This is a genomic window from Hanamia caeni (assembly GCF_003721595.1).
GTDB classification, from domain to species: Bacteria; Bacteroidota; Bacteroidia; order Chitinophagales; family Chitinophagaceae; genus Ginsengibacter; species Ginsengibacter caeni.
The window spans coordinates 83,236-101,065 of the sequence record NZ_RJJR01000013.1 but is presented as its reverse complement, the minus strand read 5'-3'; the positions used below and the strand labels follow the sequence as shown (position 1 = coordinate 101,065).

Below are 17,830 nucleotides of genomic sequence, written 5' to 3'. Positions count from 1 at the left end.
TCCTGATTTTTATTTTTCACATTCTTTGAATTCAATTCATTATGGTTCGCTATGCAAGTATTCAAAATTTGAAATCACAATGAAGACAAAAAATTTTGCGATTTGAAAAAATAACCGCAAAGCTATTTGTCGTCTATTGCTTTCATTCTGAAAGAACTCACTTCAGCAGTGCGGTGTTCCTTTTTCATTATGTCTTCGATTTGCCGTATCACTCCCGGATGTTGCGCTGCAATGTCATGCTGTTCCTTAATATCGCTGTCCAGATCAAATAATTTTAATTGCATATTCCCTTTGAGCACATCGAGGCGGATGGCCTTCCATTTTCCCAATCGTACTGCCTGCTGGCCGCCATATTGAGGAAATTCCCAATAAAGAAATGCATGTTTTTGCTGTTCGCTTTGTCCTAATAATGTGGGTAAAAAATTAATCCCGTCAATGCCTGCAGGGCTTTCAATGTTTGTGATTTTACATAACGTCGGCAATACATCCCATGCTGCACAAATCAGGTCGCTTTTTGTTCCTGGATTTATTTTTCCGGGCCATGAGACAATAAACGGTTCCCTGATACCGCCTTCATATAAAAAACCTTTGCCCCATCCCAATTCATTTTTAAAAGGCCGGTTGCTATTGAAAAATTCACAATCTGCGCCGCCTTCGTTGGACGCTCCATTGTCGCTCGAAACAATAATAATGGAATTTTCGTATATGCCTGCCTGTTTTAATTTGGCAACAATCTGGCCTACATGTTCATCAAAAAGCGAAACCATTGCTGCGCGTGTTGCCCGCGGATAACGGCAGGGCACATAGCTTCCACCACCAAATGGCTTCTCTTCTCCAAATTTTTTATGATAATATGCTACCCATCTTTCAGGCGCCTGCATGGAAGCATGTGGTAGCGGGTCAGGAAAATAAAGAAAGAATGGTGAAGCCTTGTTTTTATCTATGAAATTTAAAGCGGCTTGTATCATAAAATCAGGCGCGTAATCCTCCTGTGTATAAGCACTGTAATTTTTAATGTTGAGCGCATCAAGACTGGCAGGAAATTTTATATTCGGATCCTGTATTTTATTATTGAGTGGCACGCGATAAACATCTTCCCATAAATGCCCGGGGTAATACTGATGATCCTGCCGCTGGCACAATGAACCATAGAAATAATCAAACCCCTGTTTGTTTGGAATGCCTGTGCTCATCGGGCCTCCAAGCCCCCACTTGCCCACGAGCGCGGTGCGATAGCCTGCCTTCTGCAACAACTTTGCAATCGTAACGGTTGAATCAGGAATAGGCCATTGTCCCTCTAAAGAAGGATTGGCTTCCATTGCTTCAAAGTTCCACACATCGCCTCTTTGCGTCCATTCATCATTACCACGAATATAGGAGTGGCCTGCATTGTAGCCGGTCATTAATGAGTAGCGCGACGGTGCACACACCGGCATCGCATAATATTGTGTAAACAGCATTCCATCCCTGGCTAACGCATCAATATTGGGTGTTTCCGCTTTTTGCTGACCATAAGGTCCGAGATCGCCATAGCCAATATCATCAGCGAGAATGTAAACGATATTAGGCTTGTCATTTTTGGAAGCAGCTTTTTTTTGTGCAGAAATAAAAAGCGGGCAAATTCCAAAAAAGAAAATAAAAAAAGATTTTGAATACGCCATAGTTTTTAATTTTCAATATTTCCAAAAAAGAATGCAGCTAAAATCCCGATTTGTAATAAAGATAATCGTTTGAATTTTCATGTTTATTTTTAATCCTCATTTGTAATCAAAAAAACGTCATGGGTTCACTAGAAAAAATTCTTTCAGCGTATGATATAAATATGGGCAGTGCTAAGATAGAGCCCATAAACAAAGGCCTGATAAATGCCACATGGAAAATAAAAACCAATGAGCAGGATTATATTTTACAAAAAATAAATCATTTTGTTTTTAAAAACCCGGAGGCAATCGCGTCAAACGTTCGCCTGCTGGAAGATTATTTAAAGAAACATTTCCCTCAATATTCTTTCGCAGCATTTATAAAAACAAACAGCGGTAAAGAAATGGTGATCACCACGGAAAAAGAATATTTCAGGCTTGGCTTTTTTGTAGCCAATTCACATACTATAGCCACCGTTGAAAAACCAGAACAGGCTTTTGAAGCGGCAAAACAATTTGGAGAATTTACAAGACTGCTATCAGGGTTCCCCGTTGAAAATTTGCAAATTACATTGCCTGATTTTCATAATCTCACGCTGAGGTATGAACAATTTTTAAACTCACTACAAAACGGCAACCCTGCGCGAATTAAAGAAGCAGCTACCCTGATTGATCAGTCCAAAGCAAATAAAAACATTGTAGCTACTTATGAAAAAATTTTGCAGGATCCGGATTTTAAATTGCGCGTTACTCACCATGATACCAAAATCAGCAACGTATTATTTGACGATGATGACAAGGGCATTTGCCTGATTGATCTTGATACCGTGATGCCTGGCTATTTTATAAGTGATGTGGGTGATATGCTGCGCACCTATCTTTCGCCGGCAAACGAGGAGGAAAAAGATTTTTCAAAAATAGAAATCAGGGATGATTATTATAGTGCTATCTGGAAAGGATATATGAGTGAAATGAAAAATGAACTCAATCCCGCTGAAAAAAATCATTTTCTGTATTCCGGAAAATTTATGATTTATATGCAGGCATTGCGGTTCCTCACCGATCATTTGAATAATGATATTTACTACGGTGCGAAATATGATGGACAAAATTTTGTGCGCGCCGGAAATCAAATGGCATTGCTGCAAAGATTGATTGAAAAAGAAGAAGCGTTGCTGAGGCTGATGAATAAATAAGCAATCTCAAACGAAACAAAATTTGCATTCATTTGTTTGTCTACTGTAAAAAAATTTGCTCAATAAAAATATTTGTAAATGGAAAATATAAAATGGGGAATGATTGGCTGCGGCGACGTAACAGAAATAAAAAGCGGCCCGGCATTTAATAAAGTAGAAAATTCTTCGTTAGTTGCCGTGATGCGCCGCGATGCAGAAAAAGCAAAAGATTATGCGCACCGGCATGGCGTTTCAAAATGGTACGACGATGCGAATAAATTGATAAATGATGGAGAAGTAAATGCGATTTATATCGCTACACCTCCTTCTTCCCACGAGCAATATGCGATGGCTGCCATTAACGCCGGCAAGCCTGTATATATTGAAAAACCTGTCGCATTGAATTATGCATCGGCAAATATGATTGCCAGGGTTGCGGCCGAAAAAAATGTAAAAGTTTCCATTGCACATTATCGGCGCGGGCAACCTCTTTTTAAAAAAGTAAAAGAATTATTGAATGAAAAAGTGATTGGAATTCCACGGTTTGTTAAGCTGGAATTTTATAAAAAACAACTTGAGAAAGAAGCGTTATCTATCCCAAAAGTGTCTTGGCGTGTAAATCCTCAAATTGCCGGTGGAGGCTTGTTTCACGACATTGCGCCTCACCAGTTGGATTTAATGTATTGGTTTTTTGGAGAGATTGAAAAGGCTACAGGATTTGCGGCTAACCAGGATAAATTGTATGATGCAGATGATATGGTTTCAGGTAATATTTTATTCAAATCCGGGCTTCTTTTTAGTGGAACGTGGAATTTTAATATTACGAAAGAATTGGAAAAAGACGTCTGTGAAATTTATGGATCGGAAGGAAAGCTTTCGTTTCCCATTTTTGAACATAAGAAGATAGTCATTCAAAAAAATGGCATTACAGAAGAAATATTATTTGAACCGCTTCAACATGTGCAGCAACCGCTGATACAGGAAGTTGTAAATTACTTTTTGGATAAAGCACCTAATCCGTCCAGCGCCGAAGATGGCGCCGTAGTGATGAAATTATTAGATGATTTTACCAGAAAATAATATAATATTTTTTTTTATAAAATGGTTAGTCAATCCGCTATTATCTTATTAAACTCTTTTGCATTTATTACCGGCAGTATTGGGTTTTGAATCAGCTTAAAATCTTTTTTGTCGGAAGTAATGAAATAATCAAGGTGATGATGCAACGCTATTTCGTAAAGCAATGCATCTTCAAAATCCGGTGGATTTGACAGCAAAGATTTTGCGGGTAATGATGAAATGCATGGAAGAAACGCAATTTTCCTGTTCAAATTGATAATGGCTTTATTCACTTCATTTGATGTCATTGTCTTTCTCAAAACGTACGCCATCGTCGTTAGAACGCTTTCGGAATAAAACGCGCTAAATCTGTTATCATCAAGATAATAAAACAATTGTACCGCATCTTCATAGAAAGGCCTGTCGCGATGGAAAATATCTAAAACAATATTGGTATCCACAAATACTTTATAAGCCATATTTCTTTTTTAAGTATTCATCTTTGGCTTCATCATAATTAGTTCCACCTTTAATCGATCCCGCATATTTATCCAAAAATTTTCGAAACGAATCATCTTTCTTTTCTGATTTAAGCACTTGTTCTAATTGCTCTTCAACAATTCTGGATACGGAAGTATTCTTGCGACTGGCATACGATTTTATTCTGCGCGCCACTGATTCATTTATGGTAAGATTAAGCTTGACTGTCATAACAAAAAGTTTCTGTTCTTAAAGATACGCCTAATTTTAATTTATACGCCTGATGGTCTTTTTATTTCAAATAAAGACGTTGAATAACAAACCGCCCCATTCAGCGAATAAAAATTTGCTTATTTGTCTTTTTACTGGATTGGAATAATCCAATTCATATCTTCGCGGCCCGAATGTATCCCATCCTCCGCAACATATTATTTTGTTTTGACCCGGAAAAGGTTCATTATTTTTCGATGAATGTTTTGCGTGTTTTTTGCAGGTTTTCATTGATAAAATGGATTTTCAAACGCTATTTTTCAGTGGGGGACAATCTTTCAAAAGAAGTTTTCGGAATCACATTTCCAAATCCTGTCGGCCTTGCGGCAGGTTTTGATAAAAATGCCAAATACCTCAATGAACTTGAGTTATTAGGCTTCGGATTTGTTGAGATTGGAACAGTTACTCCTTTACCACAGCCCGGAAATCCAAAGCCCCGCCTGTTCCGGCTACCAAAAGATAAAGCCCTTGTCAACCGGATGGGCTTCAATAATGAAGGGGTGAGCGCTGCTGCAGAAAGAATTGGCAAATTCAGGATCAAAAATAAAAACAGCAGGCTAATCATTGGCGGCAACATTGGTAAAAATAAAATTACGCCTAATGAGGATGCCTGGAAAGATTATGAAATTTGTTTTAATGAATTGCATGACGTCGTAGATTATTTTGTAGTAAATGTTAGTTCGCCAAATACACCAGGGCTAAGAGATTTGCAACAAAAAGATTCTTTAAAAAAAATACTTACGAATCTTCAACAAGTCAATCAAACAAAGAATATTCAAAAGCCGCTACTTTTAAAAATTTCTCCGGATCTTGACCAGCATAACCTCGATGATATTATCGACCTGGCAATTGAAATAAAACTCGATGGGCTGGTGGCAGCAAACACCACTATCAGCAGGAGAAATTTAATCACTCATCAAAAAGAAATTGATAAAATCGGACCTGGTGGATTAAGTGGAAAACCTTTAAGGGAAGAAGCAAACAGGATTACCAATTATATTCATCAAAAAACAAAAGGAACGATTCCACTCATCAGCAGCGGCGGGATATTTTCTGCAAAAGATGCAAAAGAAAAGTTTAATGCCGGCGCCGATCTCGTCCAGGTTTGGACAGGATTTATCTATGAAGGCCCCGCAATCGTGAAAAAGATCTTAAAGTAAATCTCCATTCATTATTGTGAAGATCTACTTCGTTGCAGGGTATTCCGGCTCGTCGAAATGAACTATTTTCCGTTTTTGCTTTTTCAGCATCACCATGTTTAGCACTTCCACGATGAAAGAAAAAGCCATTCCGAAATAAATATAATTTTTGAGATGAAGGTCTTCCGCCTTTTCCGCCGCCCAGCCCTCAATTACAAGGCTGAGGCCAATCATCACTAAAAAAGAAAGCGCCAGCATTTTGAACGTGGGATGTTTATAAATAAAGGCAGCAATATAAGGACTGAACGTAAACATAATAATCATCGCGATAATCACGGCGGCTATCATAATCTCCACATGTTTGGCCGTACCTCCTGCGGTGATTACACTGTCAAAAGAAAAGACAAGGTCTACCAACACAATCTGGAATACGGCATTTGAAAAACTGAGCGTTTTTGCTTTTGGTTTGATTTCATTTGGATCTTCGCCTTCCAGCTTTTGATGTATTTCATGTACTGATTTATAAATAAGGAAGATTCCACCGGCAAGCATCACAAGGCTGGCCAAATCGAATCCCTTATCAAAAATGGTAAACACAGCTTTTCCCTTTTGAGACAACAGCCAGCCCAATCCCAATAACAAAACGCTCCTCACTATAGAGCCGAGAACTACCCAGGCTAACCTTGCTTTTCTGTGCTTATCGGCCGGGAGCCTGTTAATAATGATACTTACAAAAATCACATTATCTACCCCCAGAATAATTTCAAGAAGTACCAGTATAAAAAAGCTGATGATGCTGTCTGCCGTTAATAAATGCCCCATTCACTGTTTATTTATTAATAAAAAAAACCGGAAACGATTTAAGTTTTCGGTTGCGCAAACATAAACATTCTATAAAAAACACAATATATCACAGCAAACAAACCAGGCTGAAAGATTTGTAAATTGCATAGATTTTAAAAAATAATTTATGAACATCGGAATTGTATGTTATCCCACTTTTGGAGGCAGCGGCGTATTGGCCACTGAGTTAGGAAAAGCGCTTGCAGAAAAGGGTCACAATATTCATTTCATCACCTATCAACAACCTGTCAGGCTAGGAAGTTTCCATACCAATATATTTTATCACGAAGTAAGCGTACCTGCTTACCCATTGTTCGATTATCCACCTTATGAAACAGCGCTCGCCAGCACAATGGTAGATGTAATTATCAATCAAAAAATAGATCTTTTGCATGTGCATTATGCAATTCCGCATGCTTCCGCTGCTTATATGGCGAGGCAGATTCTTTTGAAAGAAGGAATTGATATTCCTGTAATTACCACCTTGCACGGCACAGATATCACCCTCGTAGGAAAAGATAAAACCTATTCACCGGTAGTTACGTTTTCAATGAATGAAAGCGCAGCAGTGACGGCTGTTTCCAAAAATCTGAGGGATGAAACCTACAAGAATTTTAAAATGGAAAAAGAAATAGAGGTAATCTACAATTTTGTAGATGCCAAGCGCTTTAATAAAGAGCCCGTCACACCATTTAAGCAGGTGATTGCTCCCAATAATGAACGGATATTATTGCATGCGTCTAATTTCCGCAAAGTAAAAAGAGTAGAAGATGTGGTATATGTTTTTGAAAAGGTGAATAAGGTTGTTCCCTCTAAATTATTGTTTGTAGGCGATGGACCGGAGCGTTCGTTTATTGAAGATTTATGCAGAAAAACCTGCGCACGCACAGACATCCGCTTTCTTGGCAGACAGGAACAAATGGAAGAAATCCTTGCTATATCTGACCTCTTTTTATTACCCAGCGAATATGAAAGTTTTGGTCTTGTGGCGCTGGAAGCGATGGCATCGCAGGTGCCGGTAATTTCAACAAATGTAGGCGGACTGCCTGAAATAAATATCGATGGCGTGACGGGCTTTACCAGCAATGTAGGTGATATTGAAGACATGAGCCGAAAAGCGATTAAAATCCTGTCTGATGATAAGCGCTTCGCCACAATGAAGAAAAACGCATTGGCCCAGGCTTTGAAATTTGACATCGATACGATTGTGCCTCAATATGAAGAATTATACCACAAAGTGCTGGAGCCGGTAATGAAATAAATTTTGAAATAAAAAGGCCTTCGCGATGAAACGAAGGCCATACTTTGATTTTAATTAACTTATTAAGCTGCCATTTTTTCTTTCTTTCTTTTTATCTGGTTGATTACTGAATCCAACGCAAATTCAAAACTTTCTTCAAAAGATTTTGAGGAATGCTTTACAAATAAATCATGCTTGGGAACATGTACTTTTATCTCCGCAATCTTGTCTTTAATAGTGTGCGCCACATTATCCAGTTTTAAGAAAACATCCACTTTTGTTATTCGTTCATGAAACTGTGAAAGCTTAGCGACTTTTTTTTCAATTAATGCCACCAACTTAGAATCTGGCACAAAATGCAGACTTTGAATGTTTACGTTCATAGTAGTCGTATTTTATAAGTGAGAAATAAATAATTATGGGAAAATACAGAGGTATTCAAGACAGTAAAATTTTCGGGCCAAATAAACTTTTTACCAGTATGAAGTTACATTTTAAGAATGGTTTTTCAAAATGAAAAAAAGTATTTTTTATGCTTTTACTACGATTTTGGATGGGCCTGCTTATACACTTCTTTAAGCTTTTCTATCGTGTTGTGTGTATAAATTTGCGTAGAAGCAAGGCTGCTGTGGCCTAATAATTCCTTTACAGCATTTATTTGCGCGCCATTGTTGGTAAGGTGAGTTGCAAAGGTGTGGCGAAGAACATGCGGGCTCTTTCTATCAGCAGTGGAAACTGAAGCGAGGTTATTTTTTACAAGATTATATACAAATTTGGGGTCGAGAGGCTTGCCCTTTTTATTAACCAGCAGCCAATCTGAAGATAACTCCGGAAACTCCTGCCGCTTTGCTAAAACATATTGCCCGATAGAATCAATCAAACCTTTACTTACAGGGATTATTCTTTCTTTATTGCCTTTCCCCAGCACTTTTATAGTTCGGCAGCCATTATCGATATCTTTTTCTTTCAGACGGATGAGCTCGTTTCTCCGCAGGCCGCATTGATAAAAAATTTCGAAGACCAGGTAGCTTGTTTTCCCTTCAAAATCATCGGTAAAAAAATCATGGTTCAATAAAGTGCTGATGTCTTTTTCTGCAACAAAAGAAGGAAGCCGTTTACTTACTTTCAAGGAGGTGATGGTTGATACAGGATTAACAGAGATTCTTTGCAACTTTAACTGGTATTTAAAAAAAGCCTTCAGCGACGAAATTTTACGATTGATACTTTTGGAAGTGTATTTATTTTCTTTTAAAAAGGCGAGCCACGTTCTGATAATTGACGTGCTGATTTCAGATAGTTCCGATATTTTGTATTCCTCCAATACAAAATCAAAAAAAGCCGAAAGATCATTCTGATAAGAGATGACCGTATTTGGGGAATACCTTTTTTGGAAAGAAAGATAATTTAAAAATTCCCTGAGCGTACTATTTTCTGTAAATGGCATAAAAAATCCGGTGAGTGTAAAGTTAATACCTTAAACACACCGGATATACTATTTTCAGAATTGAATTTTATTTAAACTTCAATTTTACCGCTGGCAATTTGTTGCTTGTAAACAGCCTTCAAAACCTCGCCACGTCTTTTTACAGAGGGCTTGGTGTAAGACTGGCGATCGCGAAGCTCAAGAAGCGTACGGCTTTTTTCAAACTTTTTCTTATATTTCTTTAACGCTTTATCGATATTTTCGCAATCTTTTGAATCAATTATCAACATAGAATTTACTTATTTTTTTTAAAGGAGGGCAAAGATAGATAATTTTTCAAACTTCCTAACTTAAAAATCTCTAATTTTCTTATAAAAAACAATTCAGGTGTTTACAGGAATTATCAGATCGCTGGGGCAGATAAAAGAAATTTCAAAATCCGGAAGCAACAAAACATTTTTTGTTGAAAGCGAATTATCGCCGCATTTGCAGGTGGATGAAAGTGTTTCTCACAACGGAATCTGTCTTACCGTGGAAAAAATCAATGGGAAAGTGCACCAGGTGACTGCCATTGATGAAACTTTAAAAAAAACAAACGCTGATAGTTGGCAAAAGGGGGATTGGATAAACCTGGAGCAGGCAATGCATCTTAGTGACAGGCTGGATGGACATATTGTGCAGGGGCATGTAGATGGCACCGGAACTTGTGTGGAAAAAACGGATTCAAATGGCAGCGTTTTATTTACGTTTCAATTCGATATTTCTTTTGCCGCGCTTGTTATTGAAAAAGGCTCCATTTGCATTAATGGCGTAAGCCTTACTGCCTTTGATGTAGCAGATAACCAGTTTTCCGTGGCCATTATCCCTTATACTTTTAGCCATACAAATTTTAGAACTTTAAGAAAAGGAGACCTGGTAAATCTGGAATTTGATATGCTGGGCAAATATGTAGCGCGCATCGCGAAATTCCAGCCCGGAAAATAAAAAATCGAATGATTTGTGCCTTTACTATGGGTTAGATTTACTGGTCATCCTGATTACGGGAATAATCATTTCTTCAAGGCTGATGCCGCCATGCTGAAAAGTATTTTTGTAATAATTAGCGAAATGATTGTAATTGTTCGGGTAGCATAAATAACCATCCTGTTTCGCAAAAATGTAAGAAGAATTTACATTAGGAACCGGTAGCCCCGCCTGGCGCGGATCGCGGAATGCCAATACATCTTTGGCTTCATAATTCAGGTTTCGGCCATGTTTGTAGCGCAGGTTGGCGGTTGTTTGCTTATCGCCCACCACTTTTTGAGGCGTATTTACCCGTACGCTTCCATGGTCAGTAGCCAGGATAAGATTGATTTTTTTATCTGCAATTTTTTTCAATGCCTGGTGCAACGGTGAATGTTCAAACCATGAAGCAGTAAGGCTTCGATAGCTTACTTCATCGGCCGCCAGTTCTTTCAGTACTTCCATTTCTGTGCGGGCATGGCTAAGCATATCTACGAAATTATACACAATAACATTTATATCATTGGTCAGGTAGTTATGAATATTATCTACCAGCTTCTGCGCATCCTGGTGATTGGTAATTTTTGTATAAGAATATTTTAAATCGTCTTTGCGAAGCCGTTTTAATTGTGCCTGGAAGAAGGCTTCCTCATACAGATTTTTCCCGCCTTCTTCATCATCGTTTTTCCATTCAACAGGAAACTGTTTTTCGATTTCAATAGGAAGCAGGCCCGCAAAAATTGCATTACGGCTATATTGGGTAGCCGTTGGTAATATGGAATAAAAAGTTTCTTCTTCCTGAATCCTGAAATTTTCTGCAAACAAGGGCTGCACTGCTTTCCATTGGTCAAATCTCAAGTTATCAATCAAAATAAAAAACGTGGGCGTACCTTTTTCTACATGAGGAAAAACTTTAAATTTCATCAGGTTATTGCTCATTATGGGTCCGTCTGCTGCAGCTTTCGTTACCCAGTTTGAATAGTTTTTGGATATATATTTATAGAATTCAAGATTAGCTTCGTTTTTTTGAGATTGGAAAACTTCACGCATTTCAGGGCTGTCGCTTTTTTTCATCTCCAGTTCCCAATACACCAACTTTTTATAAATCTCCATCCAACCGTTGTAATCAGGATTATCATTTAAAGCCATAAACAATTCGCGGAATTGCTGTTGGTAAGCGGAAGTCGTTTTTTCGGCTACCAGCCTTTTATTATCAATAATTTTTTTTAAGGATAGCCAAACCTGGTTAGGGTTTACCGGTTTTATCAGGTAATCCGTTATTTGAGAGCCAATAGCTTCGTCCATCAGGTTTTCCGTTTCATTTTTAGTGATCAACACAATAGGAATATGCGAATTGATTTCTTTTACTTTCTGCAAAGTTTCCAGGCCGGAAATACCCGGCATGCTTTCATCAAGGAGCATTACATCTACAATATGGTCCTTCACATAGTCAATCGCATCGTGCCCGTTACTGAGTGGCTTTACATCATACCCTTTGTTTTCCAGGAACATGATTTGAGATTTCAGGCTCTCCATTTCGTCGTCTACCCATAAAATTTTTGTACTATTCATTAACTTTTTATTTGTCCTTCTTTGGGGAAAAGGGTATGGTTTCAAATGATTCGAACTATTACAAATATAATTTATTCCCCTCCCAAAATTTATCTTTGCTACCATTGCAGGTGTTTTTAACAAATCCAAAGAAATGGCTTTTAGAAAAATTATTAATGACCCGGTTTATGGATTCATAACAATCGATGACGAGTTAATTTATCATATAATTTCTCATCCGTATTACCAAAGATTGCGCAGAATTCATCAGATGGCTTTTGCAGAATTGGTTTATCCCGGAGCTGTTCATTCCAGGCTGCATCATTCTTTGGGGGCTTTCCACCTGCTGTGCAATGCGATTCATGAATTGAAAAATAAAGGCATTGCCATTTCGCCTGAAGAAGAACAGGCCACAAAAATTGCTGTTCTTTTACATGATATAGGTCACGGGCCTTACTCACATGCACTTGAAAACATTTTGATTCACGATGTAAGCCACGAGCAGATCTCATTGATGATAATGGAAAAAATGAACAATCAGTTTAACGGGAAATTGCAAATGGCTATTGATATTTTCACGAACAACTATTCCAAAACTTTTCTTCACCAGCTCGTGAGTGGCCAATTGGATGTTGACCGTATGGATTATCTTATCAGGGACAGCTTTTTTACGGGCGTTACAGAGGGAATGATCGGGTACGACCGGATAATTAAGATGCTAACCGTGCATGAGGGCGAATTGATGATAGAAGAAAAGGGTGTGTACTCGATTGAAAAGTTTTTGGTGTCGCGCAGGTTTATGTATTGGCAGGTGTATTTGCATAAAACTGTGTTGTGTGCAGAAAAAATGCTTGGTAAAATTATTGAAAGAGCCAGACAGGTAAAGGCGACCTCTCCTTCAGCAGTGCTAAATACCTTTTTAAACCGCCAATGTAATGCTGAAAACATCGGCGAACTTTTGAACGACTATTGTTCATTAGATGATTTTGATGTCTTTTTTTCCATTAAAGAATGGGCCAATCACGGGGATAAGATATTAGCTCTTCTGTCGAAAAGCCTCGTGAACCGTAAGTTGCTAAAGGTGAAATATTTTACACATCCTGTACCCGCTGATTTGGTAACGCAAAAAATAAATATAGCCAAAGAATATTTAAGAATCAGTGAAGAAGAAAGCTCGTATCTGGTGTTTACGGGTAACAGTGAAATAAATACCTATAATCATGAGCTGGAGCATATCAATATTCTGTTTAAGAACGGAACAGTAAAAGATATCTCTGAAGTTGACAATGCGCTAATAAATCAAAGTTTGTCAGGCACCATAAAAAAATTTTACATTTGTTTTATAAACCTTGATCTATCATAATGGCTTAATTTTAAATTTTTATTATCACAAAACAAGTGTGGCCGATGCAGTTTACCGCAAAACAAATAGCTGAATTAATTAATGGAACAATTGAAGGGGATCCGGAAGTGTCAGTTTCTTCTTTTGGTAAACTGGAAGAAGCCACGCAGGGGCAGCTTGCTTTTTTAGCCAATCCAAAATATGAAGAATTTATATATTCAACACAGGCTTCCGTTATTATCATCAATGATTCACTCGAATTAGAAAAAGAGTTACAGTCTACTTTGATTCGTGTGCCGGATGCGTATTCTTCTTTTGCGGTGATACTTACGGCTTATGCCGAACTTGCTAAAGCCAATCTTACCGGCATCCAGGATCCTTCTTACATTTCTTCATCTGCAGTTTTGGGTGAAAATGTATTTGTAGGCGCATTCACTTACATCGGCGAAAAGGTAAAAATCGGCAAAGATGTCAAAATCTATCCCCAGGTATTTTTGGGTGATAACGTAACCATCGGCGACAAGAGCATTATTTACCCGGGCGTAAAAATTCATCATGATTGTGAAATAGGTAAAAATGTTTCTATTCATGCAGGTTGTGTAATTGGTGGTGATGGCTTTGGATATGCTCCTCAAAAGGACGGCAGTTTTAAAAAAGTGCCCCAGATAGGAAATGTAGTTATCCAGGATAATGTGGAAATAGGAGCCAACACTACAATAGACAGATCCACTTTGGGGTCAACCATCATCAAAACCGGTGCGAAACTCGATAACCTGATACAGGTAGCCCACAACGTAGAAATCGGAATGAACACCGTGATAGCCGCTCAATCCGGTATCAGTGGAAGCACAAAAATTGGCAAAAATGTAATGATTGGGGGCCAGGCAGGCATTGTAGGGCATATCCAGATTGCAGATGGTACAAAAATTAACGCACAAAGCGGGGTGGCCAAATCTATTAAAACGGTAAACACTGCTGTAACTGGTTCCCCTGCCTATGATTATACTCAGTCACTAAGAAGTCAAATCTTAAGTAGAAATCTTCCAAATCTTGAAAAAAGAATTAAAAACCTGGAAGAACTCGTAGAACAGCTAAGGAAGGAAAACATAACCGGCTAATGGCAACACTCATAAATTTCAATTTTCGTTCCCTTTTCACTATTTAAAAAATTTCTTTTCATATTTTCGTGCCCATGGGACAATCGTTTAACTCTAAAGAGAATCATTTCCAGCATACCCTTAAAGAACCAGTAACTATTTCAGGAGCGGGAATCCATACGGGGCAATCAGTTACAATAAACATTAAACCCGCTGAACCTGGCACCGGCATCAATTTCCAAAGAGTTGACCTGCCGGGCAAACCTGTTGTTAAGGCTGATGTGGATAATGTGATTGAAACCAACAGAAGTACAACTATAGAATCAAACGGAGCGCGAATAGGAACCATAGAACACCTGATGGCTGCTCTGATGGGTATGCAAATAGACAACGCGCTGATTGAAATAAATGGGGAAGAAGTGCCAATCCTGGATGGAAGCGCCCAGGTTTTTATTGACCATTTATCCAAAGCAGGAATTCAGAAACAAGACGCAGAAAAGATTTATTATAAGATTCAGCATAATATTTCTTTTGTGGATGAAGACAAAAAAGTGGAAATGGTAGCGCTACCCTACAACGGGTATCGAATCAACGCCCTGATTGATTTTAACTCACCTGTATTAGGAACGCAGCATGCAGACTTAAAAGACCTCAAAGATTTTAAACACGAAGTGGCTCCGAGCCGCACTTTTTGTTTTTTTCATGAACTGGAACAACTTATTGACAACGATCTCATCAAGGGTGGAGATATTAATAATGCCATCGTGGTTGTAGACAAGCCCGTAGATGATGCCCAGGTAAAGCGAATTTCGAAGATTTTTCACAAGAATGATGTAAAAGTTTCAGAGGCGGGAATTTTGAACAATCTAACACTTCGGTTTCCAAACGAGCCTGCACGTCATAAATTGTTAGACGTAGTAGGAGATTTAGCACTCGTAGGCTATCCCTTCAAGGCACATATTATCGCCAACCGCCCGGGCCATTCGTCAAATATAAAATTTGCCAAAAAAATAAAGGAGCACATTAAAAAATACAAGTTCAGGCAGGATATTCCAAAATATGATCCCAATATCCCTCCGGTTCTAGATATACAGGATATTGAAAAAACGCTACCGCACCGTTATCCGTTCCTGATGGTTGACAAAATCATAGAACTTACAGAGACCCATGTGGTAGCCATTAAAAACGTAACCTATAATGAACCTTTTTTTCAGGGGCATTTTCCAGGCAATTCTGTGATGCCGGGCGTGCTGCTTGCTGAGGCCCTTGCCCAGGCCGGTGGTTTTATCGCCATTCCTCAAAATACAAAAGACAAGTACGATACCTATTTTCTTAAAATAGATAATTGCAAATTCAAGCAAAAGGTTGTTCCGGGAGATACTTTGATACTCAAAATGGAATTGTTGCATCCTATTCGTCGTGGAATCTGTGAAATGAAAGGAACAGTATATGTTGGTGATAAAATTGTAACTGAAGCCATTTTAATTGCTCAAATAGTTAAACGACCCAATCCGTAATATGATAAGCCCCCTCGCACATATACATCCAAATGCACAATTAGGCAATGATGTGATTGTAAATCCCTTTGCAGTAATTGGAAATGATGTAATTATTAAAGATGGCACTCATGTAATGTCACATGCAGTTATAATGGAAAAGGTTTCCATAGGAAAAGGATGTAAGATCTTTCCCGGAGCTGTAGTGGGCGCTATTCCACAGGACCTTAAATTTGACGGTGAAGACACAGTGGTTGAAATAGGCGACAATACCACCATCAGAGAATGTGTTACCATCAACCGGGGAACGAAAGATAAATGGAGAACCGTAGTAGGCAGTGATTGTTTGCTGATGGCTTATTCCCATATCGCCCACGATTGCATTATAGGAAACCATGTGATTATTGCCAATTCCGTGCAACTTGCCGGTCATGTTGAAATAGGCGATCATGCAATAATCGGCGGAATGGCCGCGGCCATTCAATTTTCTAAAATCGGTGCACACACTTATATTGCCGGTGGTACTGAAATAATCAAGGATGTGCCTCCTTTTATTAAGGCAGGCCGCAGCCCTTTGAGCTATGTAGGAGTCAATTCAGTTGGCTTGCAACGGCGGGGATTTTCGTCTGAAAGAATAAACAGCATCTCAGAAATCTACAGAAATATTTACCTGCGGGGGCTAAACATAAGCCAGGCCACACAGATCATCGAAAAAGATTTGCCGGATTCAGAAGAAAAAGCTGAAATCCTCAGGTTTATTAAAGCAAGCAAGCGGGGGATTTTAAAAGTTTCTTCCAAAGAAAATATGGATGAAAATTAGTCTTACCAAAATAGGCAAACGCTACAACCACGATTGGATTTTCCGTAATCTTGATTTTGATTTTCATGCTAAAAAACATTATGCCATTATTGGCCCCAATGGCTCGGGCAAATCCACCCTTTTGCAAATTATTTCAGGAGCGACTATTTTTAATGAGGGAAAGATCAGTTATGTAGAAAACGATACAGCGATAGTCTCCGAAAATATTTTTCAAAAAATTGCTTTTGCCGCTCCCTACCTTGAAGTAATTGAAGAGATGACTTTGACAGAGTTTTTCACTTTTCATCAAAAGATGAAAGGCTGGCTTGAAGGGTTGGATACTCAAAAAATAATCGAAGTTTCAGGGCTGAAAAATGCGGCTCATAAGCAAATAAGGTACTATAGCAGCGGCATGAAGCAACGCGTAAAGATTGCACAGGCCATTCTAAGCAATGTACCAATAATTTTGTTAGACGAACCGCTGACCAATCTTGATGAGGAAGGCATATTGCTGTATCACGAGCTGATTAAAAAATTTTGCCATAACCGGTTGCTTATCGTAAGCAGTAATGATAAGAATGAATATTCGTTTTGCGACGAAATACTGGACATAAGGATATATAAATGATTCCTACCCCAGTAAACTGATAAATAATCAATATTTTAATTTCAATTGGATTGGAGGCTTAATTGATAATTTACCTTCTGCATTAGGTTATTTACGTCAAATGGCTTTGAAATAAAATCGTCAGCGCCGTAATCTTTAATAGTAGCAGCAGCCCCGGGGTGCGCGGAAAACATGATTACGGGAATGTGGCAGGTGGCCTGGTTGGATTTTAATTGTTTGCAAATTGTACGGCCATCATATCCTGAAATCAGGACGTCTAACAATATGAGATCGGGCTTAAAGCTTTCAATTTTAGGAAGCGTGTTTTCACCTCTTGAGGTAACTTCAACGTCAAAGCCTTTCATAGAAAGAAGGATTTCCATTACGGATAATATATCAATATCATCGTCAACAACTAGAATTTTGGACATCTTAAATATTTGATTGACCTGCTTTTACAACCGTGGAGCGATAAAGAACTCGTTTATAGTCAACTCCAAAAATTATTCTAATAACTTTTTTAAAGCTAATAAATCCTTCCTTATTGCAAATATTAGGAAAAATCAATAGAGATATTTTTGTTGATTTGTCAAAGCAATTTCAGAACTATAACGAACAATGTTATAATTTCTTGTCCAAACTCCAGCTTTTTTAATTCTATATCTGA

General features: G+C 38.3%; 19 protein-coding genes. 10 read left to right on the top strand and 9 right to left on the bottom strand.

Features of this window, described 5'->3' with window-relative positions:
• Window positions 1–122: 122 nt before the first annotated feature.
• Window positions 123–1,661, bottom strand: coding sequence for an arylsulfatase (locus tag EFY79_RS15290; protein ID WP_123121596.1), 1,539 nt, complete (start codon window positions 1,659–1,661; stop codon window positions 123–125).
• 119 nt (window positions 1,662–1,780) lie between these two features.
• On the opposite strand from EFY79_RS15290, the gene EFY79_RS15285 reads away from it, so the two are divergent.
• Both EFY79_RS15285 and EFY79_RS15280 read left to right on the top strand, forming a co-directional pair.
• Entirely contained in the window at window positions 1,781–2,836 is a 1,056-nt protein-coding gene (locus EFY79_RS15285) for a phosphotransferase enzyme family protein (protein WP_123121595.1), read from the top strand.
• Window positions 2,837–2,914: 78 nt separating this feature from the next.
• A complete protein-coding gene (locus EFY79_RS15280; protein WP_123121594.1) occupies window positions 2,915–3,895 on the top strand; it encodes a Gfo/Idh/MocA family protein in 981 nt (326 codons plus the stop codon).
• Window positions 3,896–3,924: 29 nt separating this feature from the next.
• Here the strand turns inward: EFY79_RS15280 and EFY79_RS15275 are convergent, their stop codons facing one another.
• Complete coding sequence (locus tag EFY79_RS15275; protein WP_123121593.1) at window positions 3,925–4,353, bottom strand: type II toxin-antitoxin system VapC family toxin; 429 nt, start codon at window positions 4,351–4,353, stop codon at window positions 3,925–3,927.
• The gene (locus EFY79_RS15270) at window positions 4,343–4,585 is read right to left on the bottom strand and encodes a DUF6364 family protein (RefSeq protein ID WP_123121592.1); all 243 of its coding nucleotides are present in this window, start codon (window positions 4,583–4,585) and stop codon (window positions 4,343–4,345) included. Before EFY79_RS15270 ends, EFY79_RS15275 begins: the two co-directional genes overlap by 11 nt.
• Window positions 4,586–4,758: 173 nt before the next feature.
• On the opposite strand from EFY79_RS15270, the gene EFY79_RS15265 reads away from it, so the two are divergent.
• Window positions 4,759–5,784: a quinone-dependent dihydroorotate dehydrogenase gene (locus EFY79_RS15265; protein ID WP_123121591.1), complete on the top strand. Its 1,026-nt coding sequence runs from the start codon at window positions 4,759–4,761 to the stop codon at window positions 5,782–5,784.
• A gap of 24 nt (window positions 5,785–5,808) precedes the next feature.
• Here EFY79_RS15265 and EFY79_RS15260 read toward each other — a convergent pair whose 3' ends face one another.
• Window positions 5,809–6,585, bottom strand: a complete 777-nt coding sequence (locus tag EFY79_RS15260) for a TerC family protein (RefSeq protein WP_123121590.1) — start codon at window positions 6,583–6,585, stop codon at window positions 5,809–5,811.
• 148 nt (window positions 6,586–6,733) lie between these two features.
• Here EFY79_RS15260 and bshA point away from each other — a divergent pair, with 148 nt between their 5' ends.
• On the top strand, window positions 6,734–7,867 hold the full coding sequence (bshA, locus tag EFY79_RS15255) for an N-acetyl-alpha-D-glucosaminyl L-malate synthase BshA (RefSeq protein WP_123121589.1): 1,134 nt from the start codon (window positions 6,734–6,736) through the stop codon (window positions 7,865–7,867).
• 62 nt (window positions 7,868–7,929) lie between these two features.
• Here the strand turns inward: bshA and EFY79_RS15250 are convergent, their stop codons facing one another.
• The 3 genes from EFY79_RS15250 to rpsU all read right to left on the bottom strand — a co-directional run bounded on the left by EFY79_RS15250 (window position 7,930) and on the right by rpsU (window position 9,559).
• A complete protein-coding gene (locus EFY79_RS15250) occupies window positions 7,930–8,229 on the bottom strand; it encodes an HPF/RaiA family ribosome-associated protein (protein WP_123121588.1) in 300 nt (99 codons plus the stop codon).
• Between the two features lie 158 nt (window positions 8,230–8,387).
• Complete coding sequence (locus EFY79_RS15245; protein ID WP_123121587.1) at window positions 8,388–9,290, bottom strand: tyrosine-type recombinase/integrase; 903 nt, start codon at window positions 9,288–9,290, stop codon at window positions 8,388–8,390.
• 71 nt (window positions 9,291–9,361) lie between these two features.
• Entirely contained in the window at window positions 9,362–9,559 is a 198-nt protein-coding gene (rpsU, locus tag EFY79_RS15240) for a 30S ribosomal protein S21 (protein WP_123121586.1), read from the bottom strand.
• Between the two features lie 97 nt (window positions 9,560–9,656).
• Here rpsU and EFY79_RS15235 point away from each other — a divergent pair, with 97 nt between their 5' ends.
• Entirely contained in the window at window positions 9,657–10,253 is a 597-nt protein-coding gene (locus tag EFY79_RS15235; RefSeq protein ID WP_123121585.1) for a riboflavin synthase, read from the top strand.
• A gap of 24 nt (window positions 10,254–10,277) precedes the next feature.
• Here the strand turns inward: EFY79_RS15235 and porX are convergent, their stop codons facing one another.
• Complete coding sequence (gene porX, locus EFY79_RS15230) at window positions 10,278–11,843, bottom strand: T9SS response regulator signal transducer PorX (protein ID WP_123121584.1); 1,566 nt, start codon at window positions 11,841–11,843, stop codon at window positions 10,278–10,280.
• A gap of 133 nt (window positions 11,844–11,976) precedes the next feature.
• On the opposite strand from porX, the gene EFY79_RS15225 reads away from it, so the two are divergent.
• The 5 genes from EFY79_RS15225 (at window position 11,977) to EFY79_RS15205 (ending at window position 17,184) form a co-directional block, all read left to right on the top strand.
• Window positions 11,977–13,185: an HD domain-containing protein gene (locus EFY79_RS15225; RefSeq protein ID WP_123121583.1), complete on the top strand. Its 1,209-nt coding sequence runs from the start codon at window positions 11,977–11,979 to the stop codon at window positions 13,183–13,185.
• Between the two features lie 44 nt (window positions 13,186–13,229).
• Window positions 13,230–14,282, top strand: a complete 1,053-nt coding sequence (gene lpxD, locus EFY79_RS15220) for a UDP-3-O-(3-hydroxymyristoyl)glucosamine N-acyltransferase (RefSeq protein ID WP_123121582.1) — start codon at window positions 13,230–13,232, stop codon at window positions 14,280–14,282.
• 74 nt (window positions 14,283–14,356) lie between these two features.
• Window positions 14,357–15,778, top strand: coding sequence for a bifunctional UDP-3-O-[3-hydroxymyristoyl] N-acetylglucosamine deacetylase/3-hydroxyacyl-ACP dehydratase (locus tag EFY79_RS15215; protein WP_123121581.1), 1,422 nt, complete (start codon window positions 14,357–14,359; stop codon window positions 15,776–15,778).
• A 1-nt stretch (window position 15,779) separates the two neighbouring features.
• A complete protein-coding gene (gene lpxA / locus EFY79_RS15210) occupies window positions 15,780–16,577 on the top strand; it encodes an acyl-ACP--UDP-N-acetylglucosamine O-acyltransferase (protein ID WP_123121580.1) in 798 nt (265 codons plus the stop codon).
• Window positions 16,567–17,184 carry an ABC transporter ATP-binding protein gene (locus tag EFY79_RS15205; protein WP_123121579.1) on the top strand — a complete coding sequence of 206 codons (618 nt, stop codon included), beginning with the start codon at window positions 16,567–16,569 and terminating at the stop codon, window positions 17,182–17,184. Before lpxA ends, EFY79_RS15205 begins: the two co-directional genes overlap by 11 nt.
• A gap of 41 nt (window positions 17,185–17,225) precedes the next feature.
• Here EFY79_RS15205 and EFY79_RS15200 read toward each other — a convergent pair whose 3' ends face one another.
• Window positions 17,226–17,594: a response regulator gene (locus EFY79_RS15200; RefSeq protein ID WP_123121578.1), complete on the bottom strand. Its 369-nt coding sequence runs from the start codon at window positions 17,592–17,594 to the stop codon at window positions 17,226–17,228.
• Window positions 17,595–17,830 lie beyond the last annotated feature (236 nt).

Excerpts from the sequence above, each read along its gene's own strand:
- porX (WP_123121584.1), bottom strand. The coding sequence starts at position 11,843 with ATGAATAGTACAAAAATTTTATGGGTAGACGACGAAATGGAGAGCCTG.
- EFY79_RS15225 (WP_123121583.1), top strand. The coding sequence starts at position 11,977 with ATGGCTTTTAGAAAAATTATTAATGACCCGGTTTATGGATTCATAACA.
- EFY79_RS15280 (WP_123121594.1), top strand. The coding sequence starts at position 2,915 with ATGGAAAATATAAAATGGGGAATGATTGGCTGCGGCGACGTAACAGAA.
- EFY79_RS15270 (WP_123121592.1), bottom strand. The coding sequence starts at position 4,585 with ATGACAGTCAAGCTTAATCTTACCATAAATGAATCAGTGGCGCGCAGA.
- EFY79_RS15200 (WP_123121578.1), bottom strand. The coding sequence starts at position 17,594 with ATGTCCAAAATTCTAGTTGTTGACGATGATATTGATATATTATCCGTA.
- bshA (WP_123121589.1), top strand. The coding sequence starts at position 6,734 with ATGAACATCGGAATTGTATGTTATCCCACTTTTGGAGGCAGCGGCGTA.
- EFY79_RS15285 (WP_123121595.1), top strand. The coding sequence starts at position 1,781 with ATGGGTTCACTAGAAAAAATTCTTTCAGCGTATGATATAAATATGGGC.
- rpsU (WP_123121586.1), bottom strand. The coding sequence starts at position 9,559 with ATGTTGATAATTGATTCAAAAGATTGCGAAAATATCGATAAAGCGTTA.
- EFY79_RS15265 (WP_123121591.1), top strand. The coding sequence starts at position 4,759 with ATGTATCCCATCCTCCGCAACATATTATTTTGTTTTGACCCGGAAAAG.
- EFY79_RS15275 (WP_123121593.1), bottom strand. The coding sequence starts at position 4,353 with ATGGCTTATAAAGTATTTGTGGATACCAATATTGTTTTAGATATTTTC.
- EFY79_RS15205 (WP_123121579.1), top strand. The coding sequence starts at position 16,567 with ATGAAAATTAGTCTTACCAAAATAGGCAAACGCTACAACCACGATTGG.
- lpxD (WP_123121582.1), top strand. The coding sequence starts at position 13,230 with ATGCAGTTTACCGCAAAACAAATAGCTGAATTAATTAATGGAACAATT.
- EFY79_RS15260 (WP_123121590.1), bottom strand. The coding sequence starts at position 6,585 with ATGGGGCATTTATTAACGGCAGACAGCATCATCAGCTTTTTTATACTG.
- EFY79_RS15250 (WP_123121588.1), bottom strand. The coding sequence starts at position 8,229 with ATGAACGTAAACATTCAAAGTCTGCATTTTGTGCCAGATTCTAAGTTG.
- EFY79_RS15215 (WP_123121581.1), top strand. The coding sequence starts at position 14,357 with ATGGGACAATCGTTTAACTCTAAAGAGAATCATTTCCAGCATACCCTT.
- EFY79_RS15290 (WP_123121596.1), bottom strand. The coding sequence starts at position 1,661 with ATGGCGTATTCAAAATCTTTTTTTATTTTCTTTTTTGGAATTTGCCCG.
- EFY79_RS15245 (WP_123121587.1), bottom strand. The coding sequence starts at position 9,290 with ATGCCATTTACAGAAAATAGTACGCTCAGGGAATTTTTAAATTATCTT.
- lpxA (WP_123121580.1), top strand. The coding sequence starts at position 15,780 with ATGATAAGCCCCCTCGCACATATACATCCAAATGCACAATTAGGCAAT.